27 protein-coding genes are annotated in these 25,077 nt (G+C 43.8%); 7 read left to right on the forward strand and 20 right to left on the reverse strand.

Going from position 1 to position 25,077, the window contains the following annotated elements:
* Nucleotides 1–4: 4 nt before the first annotated feature.
* The 7 genes from dut to IM792_RS12820 form a co-directional block, all read right to left on the reverse strand.
* Nucleotides 5–439, reverse strand: a complete 435-nt coding sequence (gene dut, locus IM792_RS12790; protein ID WP_194102265.1) for a dUTP diphosphatase — start codon at nucleotides 437–439, stop codon at nucleotides 5–7.
* Nucleotides 436–1,917: an oligosaccharide flippase family protein gene (locus IM792_RS12795; protein WP_194102266.1), complete on the reverse strand. Its 1,482-nt coding sequence runs from the start codon at nucleotides 1,915–1,917 to the stop codon at nucleotides 436–438. The genes dut and IM792_RS12795 overlap by 4 nt, the downstream gene beginning before the upstream one ends.
* 21 nt (nucleotides 1,918–1,938) lie before the next feature.
* Nucleotides 1,939–2,232: an acylphosphatase gene (locus tag IM792_RS12800; RefSeq protein WP_194102267.1), complete on the reverse strand. Its 294-nt coding sequence runs from the start codon at nucleotides 2,230–2,232 to the stop codon at nucleotides 1,939–1,941.
* 69 nt (nucleotides 2,233–2,301) lie between these two features.
* A complete protein-coding gene (locus IM792_RS12805) occupies nucleotides 2,302–2,754 on the reverse strand; it encodes an RDD family protein (RefSeq protein ID WP_194102268.1) in 453 nt (150 codons plus the stop codon).
* A 74-nt stretch (nucleotides 2,755–2,828) separates the two neighbouring features.
* Nucleotides 2,829–3,830, reverse strand: a complete 1,002-nt coding sequence (locus tag IM792_RS12810; protein WP_194102269.1) for a DUF5668 domain-containing protein — start codon at nucleotides 3,828–3,830, stop codon at nucleotides 2,829–2,831.
* Nucleotides 3,831–3,833: 3 nt separating this feature from the next.
* Nucleotides 3,834–4,430: a PspC domain-containing protein gene (locus IM792_RS12815; protein WP_194102270.1), complete on the reverse strand. Its 597-nt coding sequence runs from the start codon at nucleotides 4,428–4,430 to the stop codon at nucleotides 3,834–3,836.
* Nucleotides 4,431–4,448: 18 nt separating this feature from the next.
* A complete protein-coding gene (locus IM792_RS12820) occupies nucleotides 4,449–5,153 on the reverse strand; it encodes an SDR family oxidoreductase (protein ID WP_194102271.1) in 705 nt (234 codons plus the stop codon).
* 94 nt (nucleotides 5,154–5,247) lie between these two features.
* On the opposite strand from IM792_RS12820, the gene IM792_RS12825 reads away from it, so the two are divergent.
* Entirely contained in the window at nucleotides 5,248–6,132 is an 885-nt protein-coding gene (locus tag IM792_RS12825; RefSeq protein WP_194102272.1) for a PfkB family carbohydrate kinase, read from the forward strand.
* A 9-nt stretch (nucleotides 6,133–6,141) separates the two neighbouring features.
* Here IM792_RS12825 and IM792_RS12830 read toward each other — a convergent pair whose 3' ends face one another.
* Nucleotides 6,142–6,900 (reverse strand): hypothetical protein, encoded by a 759-nt coding sequence (locus IM792_RS12830; protein WP_194102273.1) that lies wholly within the window; start codon nucleotides 6,898–6,900, stop codon nucleotides 6,142–6,144.
* 368 nt (nucleotides 6,901–7,268) lie between these two features.
* On the opposite strand from IM792_RS12830, the gene IM792_RS12835 reads away from it, so the two are divergent.
* The 5 genes from IM792_RS12835 to IM792_RS12855 all read left to right on the forward strand — a co-directional run bounded on the left by IM792_RS12835 (nucleotide 7,269) and on the right by IM792_RS12855 (nucleotide 11,386).
* A complete protein-coding gene (locus IM792_RS12835) occupies nucleotides 7,269–8,000 on the forward strand; it encodes an ABC transporter permease (RefSeq protein WP_194102274.1) in 732 nt (243 codons plus the stop codon).
* The gene (locus tag IM792_RS12840; RefSeq protein ID WP_194102275.1) at nucleotides 7,997–8,749 is read left to right on the forward strand and encodes an ATP-binding cassette domain-containing protein; all 753 of its coding nucleotides are present in this window, start codon (nucleotides 7,997–7,999) and stop codon (nucleotides 8,747–8,749) included. The genes IM792_RS12835 and IM792_RS12840 overlap by 4 nt, the downstream gene beginning before the upstream one ends.
* 139 nt (nucleotides 8,750–8,888) lie before the next feature.
* Nucleotides 8,889–9,776 (forward strand): class I SAM-dependent methyltransferase, encoded by an 888-nt coding sequence (locus tag IM792_RS12845; RefSeq protein WP_194102276.1) that lies wholly within the window; start codon nucleotides 8,889–8,891, stop codon nucleotides 9,774–9,776.
* A 63-nt stretch (nucleotides 9,777–9,839) separates the two neighbouring features.
* Nucleotides 9,840–10,889 (forward strand): hypothetical protein, encoded by a 1,050-nt coding sequence (locus IM792_RS12850; RefSeq protein WP_194102277.1) that lies wholly within the window; start codon nucleotides 9,840–9,842, stop codon nucleotides 10,887–10,889.
* A 101-nt stretch (nucleotides 10,890–10,990) separates the two neighbouring features.
* The gene (locus IM792_RS12855; protein WP_194102278.1) at nucleotides 10,991–11,386 is read left to right on the forward strand and encodes a hypothetical protein; all 396 of its coding nucleotides are present in this window, start codon (nucleotides 10,991–10,993) and stop codon (nucleotides 11,384–11,386) included.
* A gap of 620 nt (nucleotides 11,387–12,006) precedes the next feature.
* Here the strand turns inward: IM792_RS12855 and IM792_RS12860 are convergent.
* Nucleotides 12,007–13,848, reverse strand: coding sequence for a UbiD family decarboxylase (locus IM792_RS12860; RefSeq protein WP_194102279.1), 1,842 nt, complete (start codon nucleotides 13,846–13,848; stop codon nucleotides 12,007–12,009).
* Between the two features lie 286 nt (nucleotides 13,849–14,134).
* Here IM792_RS12860 and IM792_RS12865 point away from each other — a divergent pair, with 286 nt between their 5' ends.
* A complete protein-coding gene (locus tag IM792_RS12865; protein ID WP_194102280.1) occupies nucleotides 14,135–15,037 on the forward strand; it encodes a sugar phosphate nucleotidyltransferase in 903 nt (300 codons plus the stop codon).
* Between the two features lie 138 nt (nucleotides 15,038–15,175).
* Here the strand turns inward: IM792_RS12865 and IM792_RS12870 are convergent, their stop codons facing one another.
* The 11 genes from IM792_RS12870 to IM792_RS12920 all read right to left on the reverse strand — a co-directional run bounded on the left by IM792_RS12870 (nucleotide 15,176) and on the right by IM792_RS12920 (nucleotide 25,077).
* Nucleotides 15,176–15,487 (reverse strand): DUF3467 domain-containing protein, encoded by a 312-nt coding sequence (locus IM792_RS12870; protein ID WP_194102281.1) that lies wholly within the window; start codon nucleotides 15,485–15,487, stop codon nucleotides 15,176–15,178.
* A gap of 97 nt (nucleotides 15,488–15,584) precedes the next feature.
* On the reverse strand, nucleotides 15,585–16,511 hold the full coding sequence (locus IM792_RS12875) for a GDP-L-fucose synthase (RefSeq protein WP_194102282.1): 927 nt from the start codon (nucleotides 16,509–16,511) through the stop codon (nucleotides 15,585–15,587).
* Nucleotides 16,512–16,549: 38 nt separating this feature from the next.
* Complete coding sequence (gmd, locus tag IM792_RS12880) at nucleotides 16,550–17,665, reverse strand: GDP-mannose 4,6-dehydratase (protein WP_194102283.1); 1,116 nt, start codon at nucleotides 17,663–17,665, stop codon at nucleotides 16,550–16,552.
* 165 nt (nucleotides 17,666–17,830) lie between these two features.
* Nucleotides 17,831–19,648 carry a right-handed parallel beta-helix repeat-containing protein gene (locus tag IM792_RS12885; protein WP_194102284.1) on the reverse strand — a complete coding sequence of 606 codons (1,818 nt, stop codon included), beginning with the start codon at nucleotides 19,646–19,648 and terminating at the stop codon, nucleotides 17,831–17,833.
* A gap of 84 nt (nucleotides 19,649–19,732) precedes the next feature.
* Nucleotides 19,733–20,803: a 6-hydroxymethylpterin diphosphokinase MptE-like protein gene (locus IM792_RS12890; protein WP_194102285.1), complete on the reverse strand. Its 1,071-nt coding sequence runs from the start codon at nucleotides 20,801–20,803 to the stop codon at nucleotides 19,733–19,735.
* A gap of 7 nt (nucleotides 20,804–20,810) precedes the next feature.
* Nucleotides 20,811–21,638, reverse strand: a complete 828-nt coding sequence (locus IM792_RS12895; protein ID WP_194102286.1) for a 6-hydroxymethylpterin diphosphokinase MptE-like protein — start codon at nucleotides 21,636–21,638, stop codon at nucleotides 20,811–20,813.
* A gap of 1 nt (nucleotide 21,639) precedes the next feature.
* A complete protein-coding gene (locus tag IM792_RS12900) occupies nucleotides 21,640–22,401 on the reverse strand; it encodes an aldolase/citrate lyase family protein (RefSeq protein ID WP_194102287.1) in 762 nt (253 codons plus the stop codon).
* A 65-nt stretch (nucleotides 22,402–22,466) separates the two neighbouring features.
* Nucleotides 22,467–23,114 carry an acylneuraminate cytidylyltransferase family protein gene (locus tag IM792_RS12905; protein WP_194102288.1) on the reverse strand — a complete coding sequence of 216 codons (648 nt, stop codon included), beginning with the start codon at nucleotides 23,112–23,114 and terminating at the stop codon, nucleotides 22,467–22,469.
* 34 nt (nucleotides 23,115–23,148) lie between these two features.
* Nucleotides 23,149–23,598: a YhcH/YjgK/YiaL family protein gene (locus IM792_RS12910; RefSeq protein ID WP_194102289.1), complete on the reverse strand. Its 450-nt coding sequence runs from the start codon at nucleotides 23,596–23,598 to the stop codon at nucleotides 23,149–23,151.
* A gap of 11 nt (nucleotides 23,599–23,609) precedes the next feature.
* Nucleotides 23,610–24,359, reverse strand: a complete 750-nt coding sequence (locus tag IM792_RS12915) for an inositol monophosphatase (RefSeq protein WP_194102290.1) — start codon at nucleotides 24,357–24,359, stop codon at nucleotides 23,610–23,612.
* Nucleotides 24,360–24,450: 91 nt separating this feature from the next.
* A complete protein-coding gene (locus IM792_RS12920) occupies nucleotides 24,451–25,077 on the reverse strand; it encodes an SIS domain-containing protein (RefSeq protein ID WP_194102291.1) in 627 nt (208 codons plus the stop codon).

Raw genomic sequence — 25,077 nt, forward strand, 5'->3', positions numbered from 1 at the left:
CCGATTAACCTATACCGGTATGGCCATAACCGCCTGTGCCGCGGCTTGTTTCATTCAACAGTTCAACTTCCTGCCATTCTACTTTTTCGTGACGGGCAACTACCATTTGGGCTATACGCTCGGCCGGGTTCACCACAAAATCCTGATTTGAGAGGTTTACCAGCAACACCTTGATCTCGCCACGGTAATCAGCATCAACCGTACCCGGTGAATTTACTATACTGATGCCATGCTTAAAGGCCAGGCCACTGCGCGGGCGTATCTGTGCCTCAAAGCCTTCGGGCAGCTCAATGTGCAGGCCGGTAGGTATTAGCTGGCGCTCCAGCGGTTTCAGGGTTACAGGTGCTTCAAGGTCGGCACGGAGGTCCATACCGGCGGCATGCAAAGTTTCATAAGCCGGCAACGCGTTGGCCGACTTGTTTATTACTCGTACGATCATCTCTTAAATATGCTCAATAATTCTTTACGTTCAAAATAAAAGGCGGTTGCCGCATAAGCAACCAAAAGGGCATTACCCACAAAAATGTTACGGCTAAATATCACGAACGACAGGTAAACGATCACTGCCGAACTCAATGTATAAGCCAGATTCTTTTTAAGGTTATACGGGATAGGATAGTTTTTTTGTCCCCATACGTATGATAGTACCGACATGAGCGTATATGCACCCAATGATACCCAGGCCGATGCCATGTAGCCGTATGACGGGATAAACATCAGGTTAAACACAATGGTGAACAACGCCCCCAGGCCTGATATATATAGGCCATACTTAGTTTGATCGGACAGTTTATACCAAACGGAAAGGTTCATGTAGATGCCCAGATTCAGGTAACCAAACAGCAGCAACGGTACTACCGGTAAGCCCGCCCAAAAACGCTCGTTAATAAAATACTTTAGTATCTGGATGTTGGCTATCAGCCCTACAAATATCAGGCACATGGCTATCACAAAGTAATTCATGATCTTGGCGTAGGTTTGGCCAGAGTTTTTGTTGCCCGCGTGGTTAAAAAAGAACGGCTCGGCACCCAGTCTGAATGCCTGGATGAATATATTGAGGAACACTGCTATTTTAGCGCAGGCCGAGTATATACCCACCGCCTCGCCGCTTACTTTAGAGGGTAGCAGTTTGCCCAGCATCAGCTTATCCAGATGCTCGTTAATAATAAACGAAAAGTTAGCTACTACCACCGGCCAGCTGTAAACCAGCATCTCCTTTAACAAAGGCCAGTTAAACTTAAAACGCAGTAATAATAACTCGGGCAACAATAGCAACATGGTTATAGCGCTGGCCAATAAGTTCGACAGGAATACATAGCCCAGCCATTTAGGCGTATACCAGGTGGCTATCCACTCCCAACCCCATATTTTATTTTTGAGGATAAGGGGGATAACATAAATAAACATGAGGTTAAGCGCCAAAAACGATATCACGTTGATGAGCTTGATGAGCCCGAACTTGCCCGGCCTGCCCTCGCCGCGAATGCGGGCAAAGGGCACTACGCAAATAGCATCCATTATTACTATGGCAATAAAGTATTTTACGTAGAGCACATAATCGCTCGATAGAATTTTATCGCCAATGCGCACCTCATCCGCTATCTGATCAATAAGCGGAATGGCAATTACCGCGAACAGCAGGCACAAGGTTAGTATAGTACCGAAGGCGTTGTTGTAAACCGTTTCCTTGTCATCCTTACGTTTGTTGAGGTAACGGAAAAAAGTGGTTTCCATACCAAAGGCCAAAAACGGGTTGAGTATGGCCGCCCAACTGAACATGGTGGTAAATACACCGTACACGTTTGTAGCGAACGTGCTGGTGTAAATAGGTGTAAGTATAAAATTGAGTAACCTTGATACTATGGTACTAAGCCCATAAACAGCGGTTTGCCCGGCAAATTTTTTAGCAGTTGACAAATGACTATGAGTTTTTAACCCCTACGCCCCAAGCGTGCGGTTTATTTTTACAACCTCAAAATTACGATAGTTTTTCAATTCGCCCTCATGGGTTTCAACGGCGGCAACCTCGGCATCCTCGGGGCCTTCGTGGCACCAATCTAAAAACATGCTCATGGTGCCGGCATCGGCTTCGGCCTCAATAAAAACACTGCCATCGGCTTCGTTACGTACAAAGCCCCTAACGCCCAGCTGATCGGCCACGGCCTTGGTTGATGCCCGGTAGAAAACATGCTGCACTTTGCCTGTAACGGTTATATCGAGGTGTTTTTTCATTATACTATGCTGATGTATCCGGCAAAGGTAATCAACAAAGCATAAAAGTATCGATACCAATTATCAAGATTAAAAAACAGGTTTAACTATTTTACTGTGTTCTTTTTTAATTACAACAGTATTAGCTAACAGATCGCCCAGGCGTTGATGTTTTTGGGTTTTTAATATCAATATTACAGCAACAATGCCATAAGTAGAGATATCTATCAGATCGCATACACGCCTTTTTAAAGCTACCGAAAAAGATATATCCCTACCATTGGTTAACACTACCTTTAATTTCATTATATCATGTCCCGGCGTTGCACCATTCAGTGTTTCGGTAAGCGGAAAATACAATAACCATAATATGGTGATCGGCAGCATGGCAACCCCGGTTACCTGCATATTTGTAACATCAGGATCTTCATCAAACACCCAAATGTAAACGCATGTAAATAATGAGAAAATGGCATAATCAATAAGTGTAGCAACTATACGTTTTGCCAGATAAGGTCTTAGAGGTAATTCATGAAAGTTCATTACCCAAAAATAACAAAAAAGCCGACCTATCAAGGTCGGCTTTTTGATTGTATAGAGCAATTGTGAAAAGGGTTTTAATATTTGCTTACGTTAAAGTCGGATATACCGCCTTTCATTTTGATGTACATTTTGTTTTTAGCCGATGCGAAACCCGGGGTTTCGTAACGGTTATCGGCTACTTTGGTAAAGCCGTTAATGTCGGTTGATGACAGGCCCGAATCGGTAGTGATGCTGCAAGCTGCACCTTCAGGCACCTTTATCTTGATCTCGGACACGCCGGTTGAAACCTCAACCATAGTTGTAGCCAATGGCTGACCTAACTTAATATCAAATGATGCCGCGCCGCCGCTGATGTTCAGGTTGCGCACCTTGAATTTCGACAGATCAAAATTGATCTCGGCAGCGCCGGTTTTTACATTGATATCCCAAACAGGCAGGGCATTCAGTTTAAAATCGGCCTCGTTGGCATGATCGCTATCCCATTTAAAATTATGCTTGCGGCCATTATCGCGCATCCTGAAGTTCAATACCGCCAGCGAATCGTTTTTGCTGTTGGTGAACTCATAGCGGTTCAAAAACTCCTTGGTTGATGCGCTGAACAATTGCGATGAGGTAGTATCGCTCAATCTGTAGGTTGCGCCGCCACCGCTGATGTTCAGTTCGGCCGCCTTAATATCGGGCGAGTAATCGTATTTAAAATTGCTGTTACCCTCAACTTTTACAATGTCGCGATCGTTATCCTCGTCGTCGTCATTGTCATCACGGTCGTGGTTTCGGTGCCAGCCCTTGTCGTCAAAATTATAACGGAAGTTGCGGGGCTCCCAAAAGTAGTGGTTACCTGTATCGGCAAATAGTATTATTGAAAGGCCACCTACCAAAACCAGCGCCTTTATAGCTGTAGCCGTACCCGATTTGTTATTGGCAAATATTAAGTTAACACCCGCAATTACCAAGAATATAGGCCACAAGCGCCAAAAGTTCATCCAGTGTATATCAACATATCCGTAGTGCGATAGCAAAAACGCCACGCCTATTAGTACAAGCACTAAGCCTGTTATCAGTTTATCGCTTCTCATGGCTTATTCAGTTGGAGGGTTATCATTAAAAGTTTGTTCGGCTTTTTTTTCGGGCTCAGCAGCAGGCTGCTCAGGGGCTGGCTGGCTTTGGTTCCAGTCCTTGCGGTCCCACGGTTGCGATTTAGCGCCCGACAGGATAAAGGCTATACCCGCGCCTACCAGTACCAATGGCCAAAGCACATCAAAATCAACATCAGGTATCAGGTGAAACTCATCCAACAAAAAGGCTGCGCCAACTATAATGAGTATTGCACCGGTTATTATACCCACGGTTGATGTTTTCTTTACCGGCGGCATGCCAAAAGGCTTACCGGCATCAAAACCGGGCATGGTAAAGTTGGGCTGGCTGCTGCTTTTAAAGGGATTGTACGGCTCCTGCGGCGGTACGGTATAATCAGTAGCAGGGTCGATAAATATGTTGCGTTTTGGCAATACTATCCAAAGTATAACGTATATCATGCCACCAAAACCCTTTACTATAAAGGTTACCAAAAATATAACCCTTATAATTGATACATCAACACCGAAGTAGTCGGCTAAGCCAGCGCAAACACCGCCAATTTTTTTGCGTTGCTCGTCGCGATAAAGTTTCTTTTCCATTGCTTTGTCAGTTTGTTTCTAAATCTGCCCGAATGTTGGTTTGATGATGATCTCGTCAACGTTCGCGCCATTGCTCATGTTTAAAATATTTGTAATGGCCGATGCAATATCCTCGGGTAATATCATGCGGTTGGTATCAACCTGTGCGCCTTTCCATGAGTCGGTATACGTTGACCCCGGAATTACAGCGGTGACCTTTACACCGTGAGGCTGCATTTCGAGCTTCATTACCTTATTAAGACCTACCAAAGCATACTTTGTTACGCTATACACACCCGCCTCAGCTATGGGGTGCAACCCCGCTACCGAGCATATATTGAAGATGTGCCCTTTACCGACAGAAACCATACTTTTACCGAAGAAACGGTACAACTCATAGGCCGGGCGCAGGTTGGTATCCATCTGTTTTTGGTACGATTCATCATCGTCATCAAGTATAGCCGCAGGCTTGAACATACCCACATTATTCACCAAAATATCGACGAAGCCCATGTTTTTCTCGGTGAATTCGGCAAAATTTTTCAGTTCAGCAAGAATACTGCAATCGGCAACGGTAGTAAAAACCTGAATTTGGGGGTTGATGCTCAGCAATTCGTCCTTAAATGCATCCAACTCGGCAACGTTACGCGAGCAGATGGATACGTTAATACCCTGTTTAACCAGTGCTATAGTAATGGCGCGGCCCATACCCTTGGTGCCGCCGGTGATGATGGCGTTCTTCATTATGTGTTGTGTGTAAGTTTTGCGTTAAAATTGCGGATAAATATATACCATAAAATTAATACAAATTTTACCTTTACCTTTCCACCCCGATTTTATGAGTACTGATAACAAGGTTTACGATATATGCTGCATTGGCCACATTACACACGATAAGGTTGTTACCCCACAACATGAGGTTTACATGCCCGGCGGTACAGCCTTTTATTTTTCGCACGCCGTGAGGCAAATGCCGGTTAGTTATAAGCTGATCACCGCCTTAGCGCAGGAACAGATAGCTTATGCCGATGGATTACAACAAATAGGTATTGAGCTTACCGCGTTGCCCAGCCAGCATACTGTTTACTTTGAAAACAGCTACGCCGAAAACAGCGATCACCGTACGCAGCGCGTTCTGCAAAAGGCGGATGCTTTTACCGTTGCCGATGTAGCCGGTACCCATGCCCGCTTTTACCATTTAGGCCCATTATTGGCCGATGATATTGATGCCGCGATATTCAAGGAACTATCAGCAAAAGGCACCTTATCGCTTGACGCGCAGGGATTATTGCGAGAGGTGGTGAATATGGAGGTAAAGGCTATTGACTGGGCCGATAAAGCCACCCTGCTACCTTACGTACACATATTAAAAGCCAACGAATATGAAGTAGCCGTACTTACCGGCACTGATGATATACAGGAGGGCGCCAAAATATTAGCCCAAATGGGCGTAAAGGAAGTGGTAATTACCCTGGGTACCCAAGGCTCCATAATTTATGCTGATGGCGAATTCCATACCATCCCGGTTTATAGACCCGAAGCATTTAAGGATGCCACCGGTTGCGGCGACACCTACATGGCCGGCTACCTTTACAAACGCGCTACAGGTGCAGGTATTGAGGATGCCGGGCACTTTGCATCGGCTATGGCAGGGTTAAAAGCAGGCATATCCGGTGCCTTTAAAGGTACCGAACAAGCCTTGCTTCAATTTATGGGTCGTTAATATTGCTCTTTATCCCGGGAAAACCAGTACCGGCACACGCAGGTTGTTCAACCTGTCGGCAGTGAGTTTGCCTTGCAGTACTTCCCTAAAGTGGTATTGATGATTGGCTAAAGCCAGCAGGTCGGTTTTCATGGTGTTAATGATAACATCCGTGGCTTTTTGCAGATCGCGCTCGGTGGTGTTGCTGAATTTCAGGTTATCATAATTCACAAAACGGCGAATACCATCGTTAAATACATCAATGGCGTAGCTTTCGTCCATACGCGGCAGGCCACTGGCCGGTAAATGCGCTACGTGCACACTGGCATTATTATCGCGCGCCATGTTGGCCAGGTAGCGCACTATTGGCAGCTGGCAATACCGCAAGTCGGCCATATAGGTGATGCGCTTAAAGCCGTTAAAAGCATAGTATTCCGGTAATACCAGCAGCGGGCAGGCCACCCTGCTGAGTATGTTATGCAAACAAATATTATTACTGCTGCTGAGGCCGCTTACAAGCAATGAGGTATTGCGCTGGTTAACCAATTGGGCAAGCTGATTTTCTGTAAGGCCGCTAACATCTATCTGCTCACCGTAAACAGTACTCTCGAGCTGATCGGGTTTGGATATCTCTACCCCGCCTGATGCCAGCACCTTAACCCCCGTTTTTACATCGGCAACATTGGCCACCACTAATGGTATACCTGCAAGTCTTGCAATTTCGGCGCCTATGCGCATAGCACGATCACTTTGTACCGAGCCATCACTTAATAATAATACCTCTTTCATAATGTAGAAAATTTAAAAGCAAACAAGGCATAACCGCCTAAAAGGCGCATCAGCATTAAATTCAAAAAATATTAAAACTTTCAGGTTGCTTAGCGGAGGTGGGATTCGCTATTCTTTTAACAAAAACACTATGTTTTTAAAATGGTTTACCCAAAATTAAAAAATAATCAAAGATTAAATCAAGATTACAAAACAAAAATTTTCAGCTTAAACTGTTTATTTAAAGCATCATTAAAAACAATTCTACCATTCTTAATCTTTAATAGTTAATTTTAGAACAACTGCTAAATTCACATCACCATGCGGGTTAAAAAAACAGTTTGTTATTAAAAACGTATTTTTAACCCGGTTTATCTAAAAAAGCAAAAATGTTTACCAGTTTAGGCAGATATATACTTTTACTCAGATTAAGTTTCAGAAAGCCCGAAAAGTTCAGTGTATACTGGGCCGAGATCATGCGCGAAATGATTTCCATCGGCATTGGCTCATTAGGCATCATTGGTATCATCTCGCTGTTTATTGGCGCGGTGGCCGTTATCCAGGTGGCATTTCAGCTTAACAGCCCCATTATACCTGATACTATTGCAGGTAGCATTGCCCGCGATTCAACCGTACTCGAGTTCAGCCCAACCATATCGGCACTGGTGCTGGCCGGTCGTGTAGGGTCAAGCATTGCCTCGCAGATAGGTACCATGCGCGTAACCGAGCAGATAGACGCTCTCGAAATTATGGGTGTTAACGCTCCGGGTTACCTTATATCGCCTAAAATATTAGCCGGCATTACTATGGTGCCCATGCTGAATATATTATCAATATGTTTAGGGTTATTAGGTGGCTACATTGCCTGTGCCGCGTCAGACGATATTGCTCCTGCCGATTTTGTGTTGGGTCTTCGCGATGGATTTTTACCCATCACCTTACAGGCATCGTTAATAAAATCATTCGCTTTTGGTTTCATCATCACTTCGGTATGTGCTTACCAGGGTTTTTATACTTCGGGTGGCGCGTTAGAGGTTGGTCAGTCGGCTACACGTGGTGTGGTTTGGAGCTGTATCATGATCCTTTTTGCTGACCTTATTATTTCACGCGTAATGCTATGATCGAGATCAAGGATATTTATAAAACATTTGGCGATAACGAGGTTCTTAAAGGCATCAGCGCGCAATTTTTACCGGGAAAAAATAACCTTATTATAGGCGGTTCGGGCTCAGGTAAAACCACCCTGCTTAAATGCATTGTAGGCCTGCACGAGCCAACCAAAGGCCAGGTATTTTTTAACGACCAGAATTTTACCGAAATGAGCTTTGAGGAGCGCGTGCCCATACGTACCGAAATAGGCATGTTGTTTCAAAACTCGGCTTTGTTTGATAGCATGACGGTGGAGGAAAACATCATGTTCCCGCTCAATCTGTTCACCAATCAATCAAAAAGTGAAAAGCTGGATCGCGCTAATTTTTGTCTGGAAAGAGTTAATCTGAAAGGTAAAAACAAACTGTTCCCTGCAGAGTTATCGGGCGGTATGAAAAAGCGTGTAGGCATTGCCCGCGCCATATCCATGCAGCCTAAATATTTGTTTGTGGATGAGCCCAACTCAGGCCTCGACCCAAAAACGTCCATCCTGATCGATGAGCTAATAGCCGAACTTACCAAGGAGTACGATATTACCACCGTTGTAGTAACCCACGATATGAACTCCGTGATGGGTATTGGTGATCATATCATCTTTTTACACCAGGGCCAAAAATGGTGGGAAGGATCAAACAAAGAGATAGCCCATACCGACAAACAGGAGCTTAACGACTTTGTGTTCGCCAGTAAATTTATGCAGGCGGCTAAGGAGAAGCTGTAAGTTAGTGAGTAGTGATTGGTGAGCAGTGATTAGTTTTTTCTAACTAACATGTTTGCAGTATTTAATCAATTAACTATTCATTACCTTTGCGGGCTAAATTTAATACTGATCTCTGATCACAAATTTCTAATCTCTGACCATGATCCAACTACTCACTCCTACGCACTGGAAAGATTACGAACTGATTGATTGCGGCGACTTTGAGAAGCTGGAGCGTTTTGGCGATACCATACTTATTCGCCCCGAGCCACAGGCCGTATGGGATAAGGCCCTGCCCGAAAGCGAATGGCAAAAGCTGCACCATATAAAATTCAAAGGCCGGTCGGCCACCGCGGGCGATTGGGTAAAAAAGAACCCTAAAACTGTCGACCGCTGGCATATTGAATACAAAAATCCGCAGGCGGCTATTAAGTTCCGCTTGGGGTTGACCTCGTTCAAGCATGTGGGCATATTCCCCGAGCAGGCCGTTAATTGGGATTACATCAGCAGCAACATCAAAAAATTCAAAACACCCAATCCAAAGGTGCTTAACCTGTTCGCCTATACCGGCGGTGCATCGTTAATTGCCAATGCTGCCGGTGCCGAAACTACGCACGTTGACTCTATTAAGCAGGTGGTTACCTGGGCTAACGAAAACCAGGAAATATCAGGCCTCAACAACATACGTTGGGTGGTTGAGGATGCCTTGAAATTTGTGAAGCGCGAGCTTAAACGCGGTAAAAAATATAACGGCATCATCCTCGATCCGCCTGCCTACGGCCACGGCCCCAACGGCGAAAAATGGAAGCTGGAAGACCACATCAAAGAGATGATGCGCGACGTGGTACAACTACTTGACCCGGAAGAACATTTCCTGATACTGAATACCTATTCGTTAGGTTTTTCATCAGTAATTATCGAGAACCTGGTAAAAAGTGCCTATCCGCAGGTAGAGAATTTTGAAACCGGCGAACTTTACCTGCAAGCCACCGCCGGACCAAAATTACCGCTGGGCGTATTTGGTAAGTTTTGCAAAATAAAAGCTTAAGCGCTTAAGCATTCCCTTATATTTACAGTATACACAAATATTAAAAACTGCGTTATTTCTGCTATGAGAGCAAAGCATCTATTCTTACTTCTACTACTCAGTTTATCAACTTTAACATTATTTTCGAACTGCACAGGCAACGGTAAATCGGCCACTAAGGGCAGCAGCCCGGTATCCGGCGATGGCAAAAGTGAAAATGGTGATACCATTGTAAAATCGACATATCCACCGTTAGATACCGCCCTGTACGATTCACTGAACTTACGCCTGGCCAATGGCGATACCAATGGTTACTGGCCGGTTAAAAAAGCGGCTTATCCCCTGCCGGGTGCGATACTGCCGTTTAAACGTGTAGTGGCATTTTATGGTAACCTGTTCTCGAAAAAGATGGGCATTTTGGGCGAGCTTCCGCCCAATGAAATGCTGGCTAAACTGAAAGGCGAGGTGAAGAACTGGGAAAAGGCCGATCCTAAAACGCTTGTTGTGCCGGCCCTGCATTATATAGCTGTAGTTGCACAGGGCGATAGCGGCAGGGATGGCAAGTACCGTTACCGCATGCCATTCAAACAAATAGATACCGTACTCTATTTGGCTAAAAAAGTTGATGGATTGGTGTTTTTAGATGTACAGGTTGCACTGAGCGATATTAAAACTGAGTTGCCTTTGTTAGAGAAATATCTATCGATGCCTAATGTACACTTTGGTATGGACCCTGAATTTTCTATGAAGGATGGCAGCAAGCCCGGCAAACGCATTGGCACTTATGATGCCGCTGATATTAACTATGTGAGCAACTACCTGGCCGAATTGGTTAAAAAGCATGGCCTGCCGCCTAAAATATTGGTTATACACCGTTTTACCCGCAAAATGGTAACCAACACTAAGGATATCAAGACCCGCCCCGAAGTGCAGGTGGTAATGGATATGGATGGGTGGGGCGACCCAACCCTTAAACTGGGCACCTATCGCCATTGGATATATCCGGAACCGGTACAGTTTACAGGCTTTAAATTGTTTTATAAAAACGATACCAAAAAGGAACCTAAGCGCATGCTTACCCCCGCTGAGTTAATGAAATACAAACCGATACCTGTTTATATACAGTATCAGTAATCATACAGAAAGCCACTCTAACAGGTGGCTTTTTTGTTTTGCAATGCGCTAAACATTACAGGATTTACATGTAACTTGTGGCTTATTAATTTACACCTGTTATGAAAAAAGTCTTTATTGTTATTGCATGCGCAACATTATTAAGTGCCTGCCAAAGTTCAAAGCTTGAAAACTCATATAAATCGGCTACGGTAGAGGCGATCTCTTTTCAAACAGAAACCATGTTTAAAATAAGCTGCGAGAAATTCGACACCTATTACGCCGATAAGTGGCGCAGCAAAACCATTACCGATAAAGCATCCTTTGATACGCTTAATACCCTGCTATTGGCCCTAAAGAAAACAGACAATGCATACGAGCCTGACGTACGTGTGAAGCTACTGCTTACCAACACCGGCGGCAGCATTGATACCGTTTGCCTCGACGATAAAATAACACATTATAAAAATGCCAGTTACGAAACCTCTGTAGAGCTGGCTAATTTTGTGCAGAAGTAGGTTAGATATAACCTCTTCTAAATCCTCCCCCAAGGGGAGGATTTTTATAAACGCGTCATTGCGAGGTACAAAGCAATCCCCAAGCAGCTTTTCCACAAGAATAGCCTAAAGAGATTGCTTCGTACCTCGCAATGACGCGTTTATATTTTTATGTCATTTCGACGGAGGAGAAATCTGTACACGTTCAATAGTAAAGCGGGAGATTTCTCCTCGTACCTCGTCGAAATGACAAAAAGAAGTATTAACAAAAAGCGCGTCGGCCTGCCGGAAAACCGGGCCAGGGAGTATGGCCTGTGCGGATGAAGGTTTTTTCCGGCTTGATGTTTGGTTACTTTGCATCTAAGGTAAAGTAACTGGCCTCTGCGGCCAAGAGCAGACTAACGATAATTAAAGCATAATCCCTTAATCAAAGCACTTCACTTAAATCGCTTCATTACCTATCCTAAATTTCTTTTGAGCGACCAAAAGAAACAAAAGTCGCCGGCTACGCCCTGCCCGGTGAAAGTTTATACTTTGTGCAGGGCTTGTGCTACTCCGGGCATTTCTGATGCCGGATAGATAGGTTATTTACGGTTTGTGCTTTTGTTTGTAATACTTGATTGTGTTTTTCTTATTCTTAATTATATAATACCATATAAGGCACCGCCCTTTTCACCCATTTTATCAACCAGTTTTTCGGTAGCCGGGTCTTTCTCTAATACAGGGGCATGGTGTGGCTTGATACGCGCGTCAATGATCAGCGGACCGGTGCAGCCCCAGTGCTTGTGCTCGGTAAAGCTGCCTATGCCATAAATATCGTGCGATGGGTTGCTGCGGGTAAAGGTTACCCATACCAGGTTGTTTATTTTTTGTGCCGTAAAGCTGGCATCATCACAAAGTACAATTAATGGCAAGCCATTCAGCTCTTTATTGCCCAGTTCTTCTTCCAGTATCTCCAACATCAAAGGCAAATCGCTGGCAGCAATATTTTTGGGTAGCTCCACCGCTAAAACACCGGGCATAGCCATTTTATACCCACTAAACGGACGGGGCAGGTTGAACCAGGCAGGCAACTCGTTCCATAGCTCGCGCTTAATATCACCGGCTACGGTTATGGCCACCTTGCTACCACTGTTGAGGCCGCTGCCGCTGTAATCGAGCGTATCAATGGTGGTTTTGGTATAAAAATGCAGGTCGCGGGTAAGGTCTACACGTTGTAATATATGTTTCAGGAAACCGCCGATATCATGTATATCCAGCTTAGGGTCATCCTCCTTAGCGGCAATGAACAGGTATTTGGCCAGGCTCAGCTGATTTTTACCCAAAATATGATTGGCAATGGTGAGTATTTCCTGCGGATGGCGCTCTTTCAGGTATGGCGTGTAACGCTCGCTACCGATAGCGAACAGCAGCGGATGTACACCGGCAGCATCAACGGCGTTTACGGCCACCAGTCCGGGTATTTCTTCGGGCAAGGCCGAGCCTGCTATTTCGTGGATCAATGCGCCAAAGCTGGTATCTTCCTGCGGCGGGCGACCAACTACTGTGAACGACCATATAGCATCCTTACGGTGATATACATTATGCACCTTCATCAAAGGGAAAGGGTGCGTAAGGCTGTAATATCCCAAATGATCGCCAAAGGGGCCTTCGGGTTTATTATCATGCGGCATCACGGTACCCGTTATCACAAAATCAGCATCGGCAGAAATACAGAAGCCTTCGTCATCATAAAAATAACGGAACCTGCGATTGCCCAAAGCACCGCCGAAGGTCATTTCCGACAGTCCCTCCGGCAACGGCATCACCGCCGAAACCGGGTGCGATGGCGGGCCACCTACAAATATGCTCACCTTTAATGGCTGCCCTTTGGCATTGGCTTTGGTTTGATGCACGCCTATGCCACGGTGCAGCTGGTAATGCAGGCCTATCTCATTATTCAACACATAATCGTTACCGGCAAGCTGAATGCGGTACATGCCCAGGTTGGCGTTCATAATGCCGGGCTTATCCATATCTTCAGTATATACCTGCGGCATGGTAACAAATGGGCCACCATCCATAGGCCAGTTAACTACTTGTGGCAACTCGCTTATTTGGGTGCGGCCAAAGCTGATGGGTGCTGAGCCTCTCCTCACCTTCATGGGCAATGCCGAAAGTGCAGTTAAACCAACATTAGCATACTTAAACGGATTTTTAATGGCCTTGATGGGGTCGTTCTTGATATCGACCAAGGTTTTCACCTTTTCCAGCGTATCCCTGAAAATAAATTTTGATCTATCCAGCGTACCAAACAGGTTTGATACCGCCGGGAACTTGCTGCCCTTTACATTCTCGAACAATATGGCCGGGCCTTCGTGCTCAAAAACACGCAGGTGTATAGCAGCCATTTGCAGGTACGGATCAACTTCCTCTTTTATACGTATCAGGCGGCCGTTGCGCTCCAGGTCGGCAACGCAGGCTTGTAAACTTGAATAACCCATCGCGGGCTAAATTACGTACAAAAAAACATTAAGACATAAGCATCGCGGTAAACTCACCAAAATCTGCACACTATATCACTATTTTGAAATAATGATGAGATTATTATTAAATACTTTTTATTATTGCGCCGTAAGTGTTAAATTTTCAATAAAACGAGCTATGGCTTACAAATACAAATAGTTCTGATTATTATTGTTTTGGATAACATTAAAAACATCGCATCTGCACTTTTTTAAAACCAAACACTCAAACTGTAGTTAACATACTCTAATAACATAAAACAACATGAAACCAACGTTACTGATACTTGCAGCAGGCATGGCAAGCCGCTACGGCAGCATGAAGCAAACCGACGGCTTTGGCCCCAATGGCGAAACTATTATTGATTACTCTATTTACGATGCTATCAAAGCGGGTTTCGGTAAAATCAGCTTCATCATCCGCGAGGAGTTTGCTGAATCATTCAAAGCTATATTTGAGCCTAAGCTGAAAGGTCTTGTTGAAACAGATTACGTTTTCCAAAACTTCGATCTTAAACAATACGGTATTGATAAAGAAATTGAGCGTGCTAAACCATGGGGTACCGCGCATGCCGTACTTGCAGCCCGCAACCAAATAAACGAGCCTTTTTGCGTTATTAACGCTGATGACTTTTACGGTTTTGACGCTTTTGATAAAATGGCCAAATTCCTGACCAGCGAAGTTAGCGACGATACTTACTCGCTGATAGGTTACCAGATAGACAAAACCCTTTCAGAGCATGGCTCAGTATCGCGCGGTGTATGTAAGGTTGACGACAATGGCAACATGGTTGAGATCAACGAGCGTACACAAGTGTACTTTAAAGAAGATGGCAGCGTGGTTTATGAAGATGGAGGTGTTGAATACCCGCTACCGAATGATACCCGTGTATCAATGAATTTCTGGGGTTTCACTCCGGCTGTATTTAAGCAAAGCGAGCCAATGTTTGTTGAATTCGCTCACAAAAACGAAGGCAATCCTAAAGCGGAATTCTTTATCCCATTAGTAGCCGACGAACTGATCAAAACCAACACAGCATCATTTAAAGTGATACCTACCGCCAACAAATGGTTTGGTGTTACTTATAAAGAAGATAAGCCAATTGTTCAGAAAAACATCTCTGAGCTGGTTGAGAACGGCACCTACCCTGCCAATCTTTGGGAATAATCATCCCCTATCAGCAGATACAGAAAAGGCTCACCTAAACAGTGAGCCTTTCTATTTTGATGTCATTATATGATATAAAAATCACCCGATGACCATTCCCCAATGACAACTGACCAATGACCATTGACCACTCACCATCTAAGCCTGCCCTACCGGACCGCCAAAGTTCATGGGGAAGCCGGCGTTATCATCAGGTATGCGGATGCGGCCGTTGGCTGCTTCAAATTTGGCTACGTTCTCCTCAATGGCGGTTAATAAACGTTTGGCATGCTCTGGTGTAAGTATAATACGCGATTTTACCTTGGCCTTGGGTATGCCCGGCATAATACGTATAAAATCGAGCACAAACTCTGAGGTTGAGTGTGTTATAATGGCAAGGTTGGAGTATATACCTTCGGCCATCTCCTCAGATAGCTCTATATTTAGTTGATTGTCGTTTTGTTCTTCCATAACACTAATGTACTAAGCCGTGTTAAAACAGTCAAGTATTAAACAAAATAGCCTTGCCCGAATACAGGCAAGGCTATTTTGATATTATTTATTGCAATTATAATTTGCTTTTAAAATCCTCGTAAGCCAGTTTGATGCCTTCGGGCAGTTCAATAGTATGTTTCCAGCCGTAGCCGTGCAATTTACCCACATCCATTAACTTGCGCGGGGTACCATCAGGCTTGGTGGTATCAAAATCAATATCACCCTCAAAGCCTACAATATCCTTAACCAGGTAAGCAAGATCTTTTATGGCGATGTCTTCGCCTGTACCTATGTTCACCAAGCCAGCCTCGTTGTAATGCTCCATCAGGTAGTAGCAGGCTTCGGCCAGATCATCAGCAAATAAGAATTCGCGCTTGGGCGAACCAGTCCCCCAAATGGTAACGGTAGCCGCGCCTGATTCCTTTGCCTCATGAAAACGACGGATCAAGGCTGGCAACACGTGCGAGTTTTGCGGGTGATAATTATCGTTATAACCATACAAATTGGTAGGCATTACCGATATATAATTACGGCCATATTGATCACGGTAGGCATCACACATTTTAATACCCGCTATCTTGGCAATAGCGTAAGGCTCATTAGTAGGCTCCAGCGGACCGGTTAGCAGGTAATCCTCCTCCAAAGGCTGTGGCGCCATTTTAGGGTAGATACAGCTCGAACCTAAAAACATCAGTTTGGTAACATCGTTAAGGTGCGAGTTATGGATGATGTTGTTTTGTATCTGCAAGTTATCATACAAAAACTCAGCACGGTAGGTATTGTTGGCCACAATACCACCAACCTTTGCCGCGGCTAAAAAAACATAGTCGGGCTTTTCGGCAGCGAAGAAATCGGCAACCTGCTTCTGATCGCGCAGATCAAGCTCGGCTGATGTGCGGGTTACAATATTGGTATAACCTTCTTTTTGCAGTTTACGGTGAATGGCCGAACCAACCATGCCCCTGTGCCCTGCTATATAGATCTTGGAATTTTTATCCATTTAAATAAATACAGATGTTTAACAATTAAGCCTACAGCTTATTCGTACTGGTTTTTAATAGCGTAGCCCGAATCCTTAAGCAGCTTTTCGCGCTCGAACAATTCAAGGTCGGCAGCCATCATCTCCTTAACCAAACCAGCCAGATCATATTTAGGTTTCCAACCCAGTTTTTCGTTTGATTTGGTTGGATCACCTATTAAAAGCTCAACCTCTGTAGGGCGGTAATACTTCGGATCAACCGCTACCACCTCGGTACCTGCCGGTAACTGATATAGCGGATTGCTGCAACTTACCACATAACCTTTTTCAGCATCGCCCTCACCTTTAAATTCAACAGTGATACCGGTTTCGGCAAACGCCATACGAACGAACTCGCGCACGCGGGTAGTTACACCGGTAGCAATAACATAATCTTCAGGAGTTTCCTGTTGCAGTATCAGGTACATGGCCTCAACATAATCTTTGGCATGGCCCCAGTCGCGTTGCGCGTCAAGGTTACCCAGGTATAGTTTATCCTGTAAACCCATTGCTATTTTAGCAGCACCACGGGTAATTTTACGTGTCACAAAGGTTTCGCCGCGCAGCGGACTTTCATGGTTGAATAATATACCGTTGCAAGCGTACATACCATAAGCTTCGCGATAGTTAACCGTGATCCAGTAACCATACAACTTAGCTACGGCATAAGGTGAGCGTGGGTAAAATGGCGTAGTTTCTGACTGCGGAACAGCCTGCACCAAACCATATAACTCAGATGTTGAAGCCTGATATATCTTGGTTTTCTTGGTCAAACCCAAAATGCGCACTGCCTCCAGTATACGCAGGGTACCGATACCATCGGCATTGGCGGTATACTCAGGTGTATCAAAGCTAACCTTTACGTGGCTCATGGCACCCAGGTTATATATCTCATCGGGCTGCACCTGTTGTACAATGCGTATCAGGTTGGTCGAGTCGCTCAGGTCGCCGTAATGCAGAACCAGTTTAGGGTTTACTTCGTGCGGGTCCTGGTATAAATGGTCTATCCTGTCAGTGTTAAATAATGAACTGCGACGTTTTATACCGTGAACTTCGTAACCTTTACTTAATAACAGCTCGGTTAAGTAAGCGCCGTCCTGTCCTGTAATACCGGTGATTAATGCTATTTTGCCCATTTTTTGTTCAGTGGAGTGATATTCTTGTGTAGGATGTATAATTTGATATTTTATGTTATTCACATAATTACATAAATAACTATGTGAAGATAATAATTAATTTACTATTTATTGCCAAAATTACAAATAATACACATTATTACTCGCAATATAAATATTGTGCCACTATTTCATCAGCACAACAGATGAGAAAGGTTGTAAAGTAACCTTTCCGGCGTATGTTTTATTGTCCGCATCGCGGTACGTACCATCAAGCGTAACCGTTTTCGCGGCACCTGTGGCATTGTATTCGAAGCGGGTGTTGTTGTCGTCAGACATTTGTTTGTTAGTAGGATCAAGGGAAACAGCGCTTCGTAGTAACCTGGTAACATTACGCGATACAGTTTGCTGTTTTTTACCTACAAAAACGTTTTGTAAAATTTTGTTTCCTGTTGATTCGCCGCAATTGCTATAACTTACTAATAATTGGTTAGCGTTGTTGTAACATGTATTTTGCCCTACACTTACATTACGGGTACCATGTAAAAATATTCCGGAACCTGTACATTCAGCTACAGTATTATTTTCTATGTCAACATTTTGAGAGCAATCATCCATATAAATTCCATGTGCGCTTGAATTGGATTTATACATGCCTTTTTTTACACTAACGCCATTCAACACAATGTTTGATATGATTTTCTGATTAGTATATCCTCCATTTGTTTTACCGTTAAAGGTATAAATACCACCGCCATCTGTTTTTGTAAGGCCAAAATTCTTGATCAGATTGTTCTTTATTGTAACATTGCTTGATCGGAAATCAATACCACTGTATCCAACATTTTGGATGGTATTGTTACTGATCACAGCTTGTCCATTCTTCATGTTATAACGCACCGCTATATAACTACCTGAACCACTATTACCTCTACCGGCTACTAAGCCGATGTTTTTGATGGTGTTATTGTTGATTGTAATTGATTTATGATCGTAAATAACTATAGCATTATTTAACGCACCATCAATAACACTATTCGTTATAGTTACATCTCCACCGTTACCTTGAAATGATAAGGCATCCTGAGCTATTTGATAAATACCTACGTTGCTAATTTTAATACCCTTAACATTCTTTGCCGAGATACCAAAACGCTGAGTTTGTTTTATTACAATATTTTGTATTGAGATATTTGAAACGTTTTGCAATATTATACCTGCACCCATTACAGATGCTGTTACCCCCAAACTATTAGGATCGGTATTGTAATATAGCATCAATGTTTTAGCAGCCTTATCAAAATACCATTCTCCTGATCTATCAAGTGTTTTGGGGTGATTTTGAATAAAAAAGCCCCAGTTATCTGCAATTGCAGTTCCCTTATCGGTTACTGTAAGTGTATTTCCTGATTGATTGGTTATTGCAGCCTTATCAAGCTCCCAGGCATTTTTACGGATAACTACTTCACCTCCTGCCCAATTATTGTTTAACGCTTCGGTACTCGTAATTTGCGAATGCCCTGTATGCGATTGTATAGTTAAGAAACCGTCGCCATCCTCAGGATTAGGGTATACACCCAACGGAAGATCATCATTACCAATATATACCCCATTTATAGCACCATTGGCATCACCAACATTAGCTTTCCATACATTACCTTCTTGTTTGGTCCAATTTTTAACAGGTATTGCGCCTGTTATTATCGGCTTATCACCTTCGCCATATGCATCAATACAAATAGGATTGGTAGCACTTCCGGATTGGCGGATATTCAATTGCCCTTTAAAAGTATCGCGCCTTTTAAAGTTGATAACATCACCAGGTTTGAGTACGAGTTTGTTTAAGCGACCTATTGTTTTAAATGCTTTATCTGCTGATGTTCCTGTATTACTATCGTTACCATTAGCAGCTATGTAATAATTATTTGTCTGCGCCGAAACCACCTGAATAGTCGCAATCGAGAAAAACAATAAATTGAGTACGATTAATTTTAATGTTTGCATGTTACATCTTTTTATTAATAAACTATCTTTTAGCAAGAACGTTTAGATAACAAGCAAAAATTACACCTTCCATGCAAAACAGTACTACTTCTTCTTAACAAAATAATATTTGCCGTTATATTCTCCTACGGGCAAATACGTTTCTATTAGCTTTGATATTAGTGTGATACCGGCTTCGCCGTCAACACAGAACATCTCCGGGTATTTATCGCCGGTGGTATGGTGTGTGGCTTTTTCCAGCACCTCGTTAAAGGTTATTCCCATATCCTGCAACCCGCTAACGGCTGTAAGCAGGTCGATTTTGGTGTTATCATCAAAATTGAATAATGATGTAAAATCAACCCTCGGGAACACTTCCAGCTTGCCCCCAACACCAGCGTTATGAATACGCACACCACGCGGAGTATAAAACTCCCTGCCCATCTCAAACTTTTCGATCATCTCGTGCACGGTAGGGTTATGGTATTTACGGCCCTTGCCAAAATAACGTGGATCAAAGTGATTAGGATCGTGCTCGTCGGCCTCCCAGTTGCGCGAGTTCATTTTCTTTACCTTTTGGTCGGCAAAGCTCATATCTACGCCTATCAGGTATATATCACTAAAACCCAGGTAAGCGGCTACCTGTATAGCGGCATTAACTACGGTTTTATTGATACCGCATTTAGGCAGATCGGCCCTGAACTCCGGGCGATCGGTATTCAGCCAGTAAACATTTTCGCGGTGATCTATATACTTATCAAACTCAACGTTCGATGGGTGAATGTCAGGAAAGAAAGCATAAGGTACTTTGGGTAATATCTCCTCGTTTATCTGCTGATGCATGTCCTTTATCACCAGATCATCAGTAACCATGTAAAAGCTTGGCAGCCAGTTAAGGCGCTCAAACATCAGGTTAAAGCGATTAAAGCCCATGGTATACTCATCCTTTAAAAAATATAAAGGCATTTTGTTTAGACTGGGCGCATTGCCGATAATGAACACACGCTTGCCTTTATGTATATCTTTCAGATCGGCCCAACGCTTCAAATTATCCGCATCTTTGCCTCTCGACATCCTTTTTAGCTTCACCATCCCATAGTGCCCCATACGCATGGCAAAAACCTTTAAGCCATCGTTTTGTATGGTGCTTATCCCCTTTCTTACTAACGATTTCATTTTACAATTACTTATTGAACAATGTGTAATAATCTACCTTATCAAACACCTCGAGCTTGCCGTTTATGGTAGCATCTTTTATTGTGCGCCCGTGCTTTTCAAAAGTTTCACGTGCCATGCGGTAAGCCAGTTCTTCACCCTTATAGTCTGGTATACGCCAGGCCATGCCTTTTTTGTAATAACCCTGTGTAAAGTGGTTCTTTTCGTCGCCGGTTGAATATACCAGCGCGCCAGGTGTGCCTGTTTGCTCGTAATTATGATCCTTACCTACAAGGTAAACCTCATCAAAACCCATATAAAAGGCCAGCTGCATACAAACAGCGGTAACGCTGTGCCCGCCCCAGGTGGTCTTTGTCAGATCGGTTGAGAATTGCGGTGTATAATCAGACCTAATGAATGACAGGTTATCCTTTTTAGTAAACAGATGACGGGCGTTCCAGTTAAAGAATTTAGGAAGATGATCCAAAGCATCCAGATCATCACGAAACTGTACCAGCTGTATAGCGATATCCTGCACAACGATATATGTTGGCGTAAAGCCCATATCGCCCGAGTTAAGGTACATCCTGTTCATGGCGATGGTAACCTCACCCTTTAAAAACGACAGATCGGTTTGTTTTAGGCTTGGGCCATTGGCCACTATAAAACAACGCTGCCCTTTATGTTTGTTATGATATTGAGCCAGCTTAGCCTTGTTTTGGCGCGCAAACGAGGTGTTGCCATGCCATGAAATAAAATGAGGGATATCCTTTAACCTTACTTTAATGGCGTTCGCTATCCTTTCAAACGAAAGTTCTTTCAGCGACATTTCTTTCAGGTATCTTAATCTGCTCATATTATTTAAGTTTTTGCATTTCGGCGTGGGCGGTGCGGCCCATAAATAAAAAGTCGGTACTAAAGGCTATCAGGTTATAACCATCAGCTTGTTTTGCCTTAACCAGATCAATATGTGGTTCTATCACGTGGTAGCCCATGGTAATATTTTTAGCCTTGCAAATGCTCTGAAACTTTTTAAGCGCCTCAATAACTATCGGCTCGTTATACTGGCCGGGGATACCCAATGAACCCGATAGATCATACGGACCAATAAAGGTACCATCAATACCCGGTGTATCAATAATTGATTCCAGATTATTTACGCCATCAATATGCTCAATTTGCGCTATCACTACCTGGTGCTCATTAACCCACGTTTTATACTCGTCAAAGCTAAAGCCATAACGTTGCGCGCGGTTAAGCCCAACACCACGTTTGCCTACCGGCGGATACTTGGCATAAGCCACGGCCTGTGCGGCATCTTCGGCAGTACAGGTCATGGGTACAATGATACCATCGGCACCGGCATCAAGCACACGCTTTATAACCACCTCCTCGTTTTTTGAAACACGAACCAAAGCGGCCATACCACGTGCCTGTATAAAGCCGATAAGCACCTGCGCCTCATTATAATCAATAGCGGTATGCTCCAGGTCGATACACAACCAGTCGAAACCGGCCTCGGCCAAAATATCAATAATGGCTTGATGCGGAATGGTTACCCACGAGCCTATGGTATTCTCTTTATTTTTAAGCTTTTGTTTAAGCGAAGTATCTTTCATCAATATTGGTTTTCATAGGGCAAGCCACGCTGCCTTAGTAAGTTATATATTGGGTTATGCTGATGTTACAGCAAACCCTTAAGCCTGCGCTCCATCAGGAACTCGGCCCAGTAAAAATCTTCCATATCGTCAATATCGGCAGCCTCAAGCCTGTCAATACTGTACATCATTGGTTTTGAACCCAGGCGCGTTTGCGTACGCTCATTAGTTTCGCGCGAGAAGATGTAGAAACATGAATTCTCGTGAAAAATTGGTGGCAGATCCTGCGTGCGGGTAAGCACCAATGGATCGTGGTTTACGCCCGAACCATCAGCCCAATAGTAACGTTGCTTAACTTCTGTTACAGAAAAAAGCGCGTCGTGCTCGCTTTGCGCGAAGAAAGCCTCGATAGACTCATCAACCGTTTTGGTGGTTAAAAGCGGATTGGTACTGTGGGTTTGTAAAAAGAAATCGCCCGTGGTTTGTGATAGGTCATAAGCTATTAAAGGCTGTATGGTAACCATATCGCCCAATAAAAACTCGGGACGCTCTAAAATGGTTATCTTTTCAAAATTCCGGCTGGCATTTTCAGCTATCTCGTCCGAGTCGGTATTCACTACTATCTCGGTAATATATTTACTGTTGCTGAGGGCTTCCATAACCCAGTGAAAACAAGGTTTACCCGCCAATGGCCTGATGTTTTTGTTAGGCACACGCTCTGAGTAGCCTTTCATAGGCACAAGCGCTTTAATACCCGGAATATTCATATTATACTTTTACTTTTATAACTATCTTTTTAATGTAGCCTGGCTCTTTAGCGCAATAAACAGGCGCGTGCGCATCCTCGGGGTAAAAAACGGCGAATATATCGTTGCCGATAATTACCTCTCCCTGCGGATCGATCATATCATAAAATGTGGCATCCTTAACCTCGTTATATTCGGTATGCGGGGTAAGGCGCTTAACGTTCGACCATGGAATACGCTCCTCATTTTTGATGCAATACTGTACATCAATTACATGGCGATGCGCCTCGTAGCCAAAGTGGTTTTTTATCTGCGTTTCGTACTCCATTACCACTGCCTTCGCATTATCGGTAATCGGGTATTCGCCTAACGGGATCTCAGGGTCGGCATTCTTGATAAACAGCAAGCCCTGATAAATATCTTCATTTATCGATTTATAGAACTCAATATTGGTGAGTGAATCAATAATCATTTACTATCAAATTAAATTTTGCCATTGCTGGCATATACATTAAGATACAGGGGGCCTTTACCCTCCTCGGCGGTGAAGCTACCACCGGCGGCTTTTAGTATCGCCAGGCCCGCGGCAACATCCCACAGGGCAATATTATTTTCGGTATAAGCTTCGGCACTGCCTTTGGCCACATGCACCAGTGACATAGCCGCCGAACCGAACAACCGCACCTTTTTAAATTCCTGAACGTTGGTGATAAAGGCGTTCATGTTACTTTGGTCGAGCGTTGAGTAAACAGGGAAGCCGGTAGTAAGTATGCTATCCTTTTTCTGTTCAACCGCGCTTACGGTAATTGGTTTATCATTAATAAAAGCACCTGTGCCAACCAAGCCTTTGTACATGCGCTCGTGCAAAAAATCGTACACAACGCCAAGTACCGGCTCATTATTTTTCCATAGGCCGATAGATACACAGTAGATATCAATATCGCGCGAGTAGTTCAAACTACCATCCAGCGGATCAACTATCCAGCGGTAGCCTTCGGCATCAGCATTTTTTACAAAGCCCGATTCCTCGCTTAAAATATCAAAGTCAGATTCCTCGCTAAGTATCTTAACAATAAGCTGTTCTGATTCAACATCGGCGGCAAGCTTTATATCTTTACCAATGCTGCTATTTATTACAACCTCGGCGTCCTCGGTTTTTAGCAGCAATTTACCAGCCTCAATAGCCGCTTTAACGGCCAGCTCAAGCTGTGGTAATAAATTGGTTTCGCTCATGTAATTTGTTAGGGTTATAATGGCTATAAGTATAGCTATATTTTATGAAACCAACCGGGACGGCTTTGGGACAATCCCGGTTGGTAATGTATTAATTAGCCAGGGCTAAAAATTCATCGTCTTTTGACAGGTAATTTACAATGATGTGGTTCAATATCATGTGCACATCCTCTATAGGGCCGTAATCACCTTTAGGGTTTGGCGTGTATAATGGCACGGTTGATATCTCGTTAAGTTTACCACCCAGAAAACCTACGAACGCGATGGTTTTACCACCCAGCTCATTAGCATATTCGGCAGCTTTTACCAGGTTTGGCGAGTTACCGCTTGCCGAGATTGCGATCAATACGTCGCCTGCAACAAACTGACCGCGCATTTGCTCAACAAATACATCGTCAAAGTTATTATCGTTACCTACCGCGGTGATCATAGGCACGTTATCGGTAAGGGCTACAATCTTCGGGCGGAATTTTGAGAAATAGCGCACAAAGAAACGGAAATCAGCCTGCATGTGCGATGCTGTAGCCGCGCTGCCGCCGTTACCTACAACATAAATAGTGTTACCGCTTTTAAAAGCTTCGATAAAAGTTGTAACTACTTCGCCTAATTGCTTAGGATCAATTTTGTTAAGGATGTCGGTTAAACGGCCAACGTAATCTTGTAGATAATCTTTCAGCAGATCCGTTCTGTCTACTTTCAGTAAGTCAATCTTTTCCAT

Source organism: Mucilaginibacter sp. JRF, assembly GCF_015223065.1.
GTDB lineage: Bacteria > Bacteroidota > Bacteroidia > Sphingobacteriales > Sphingobacteriaceae > Mucilaginibacter.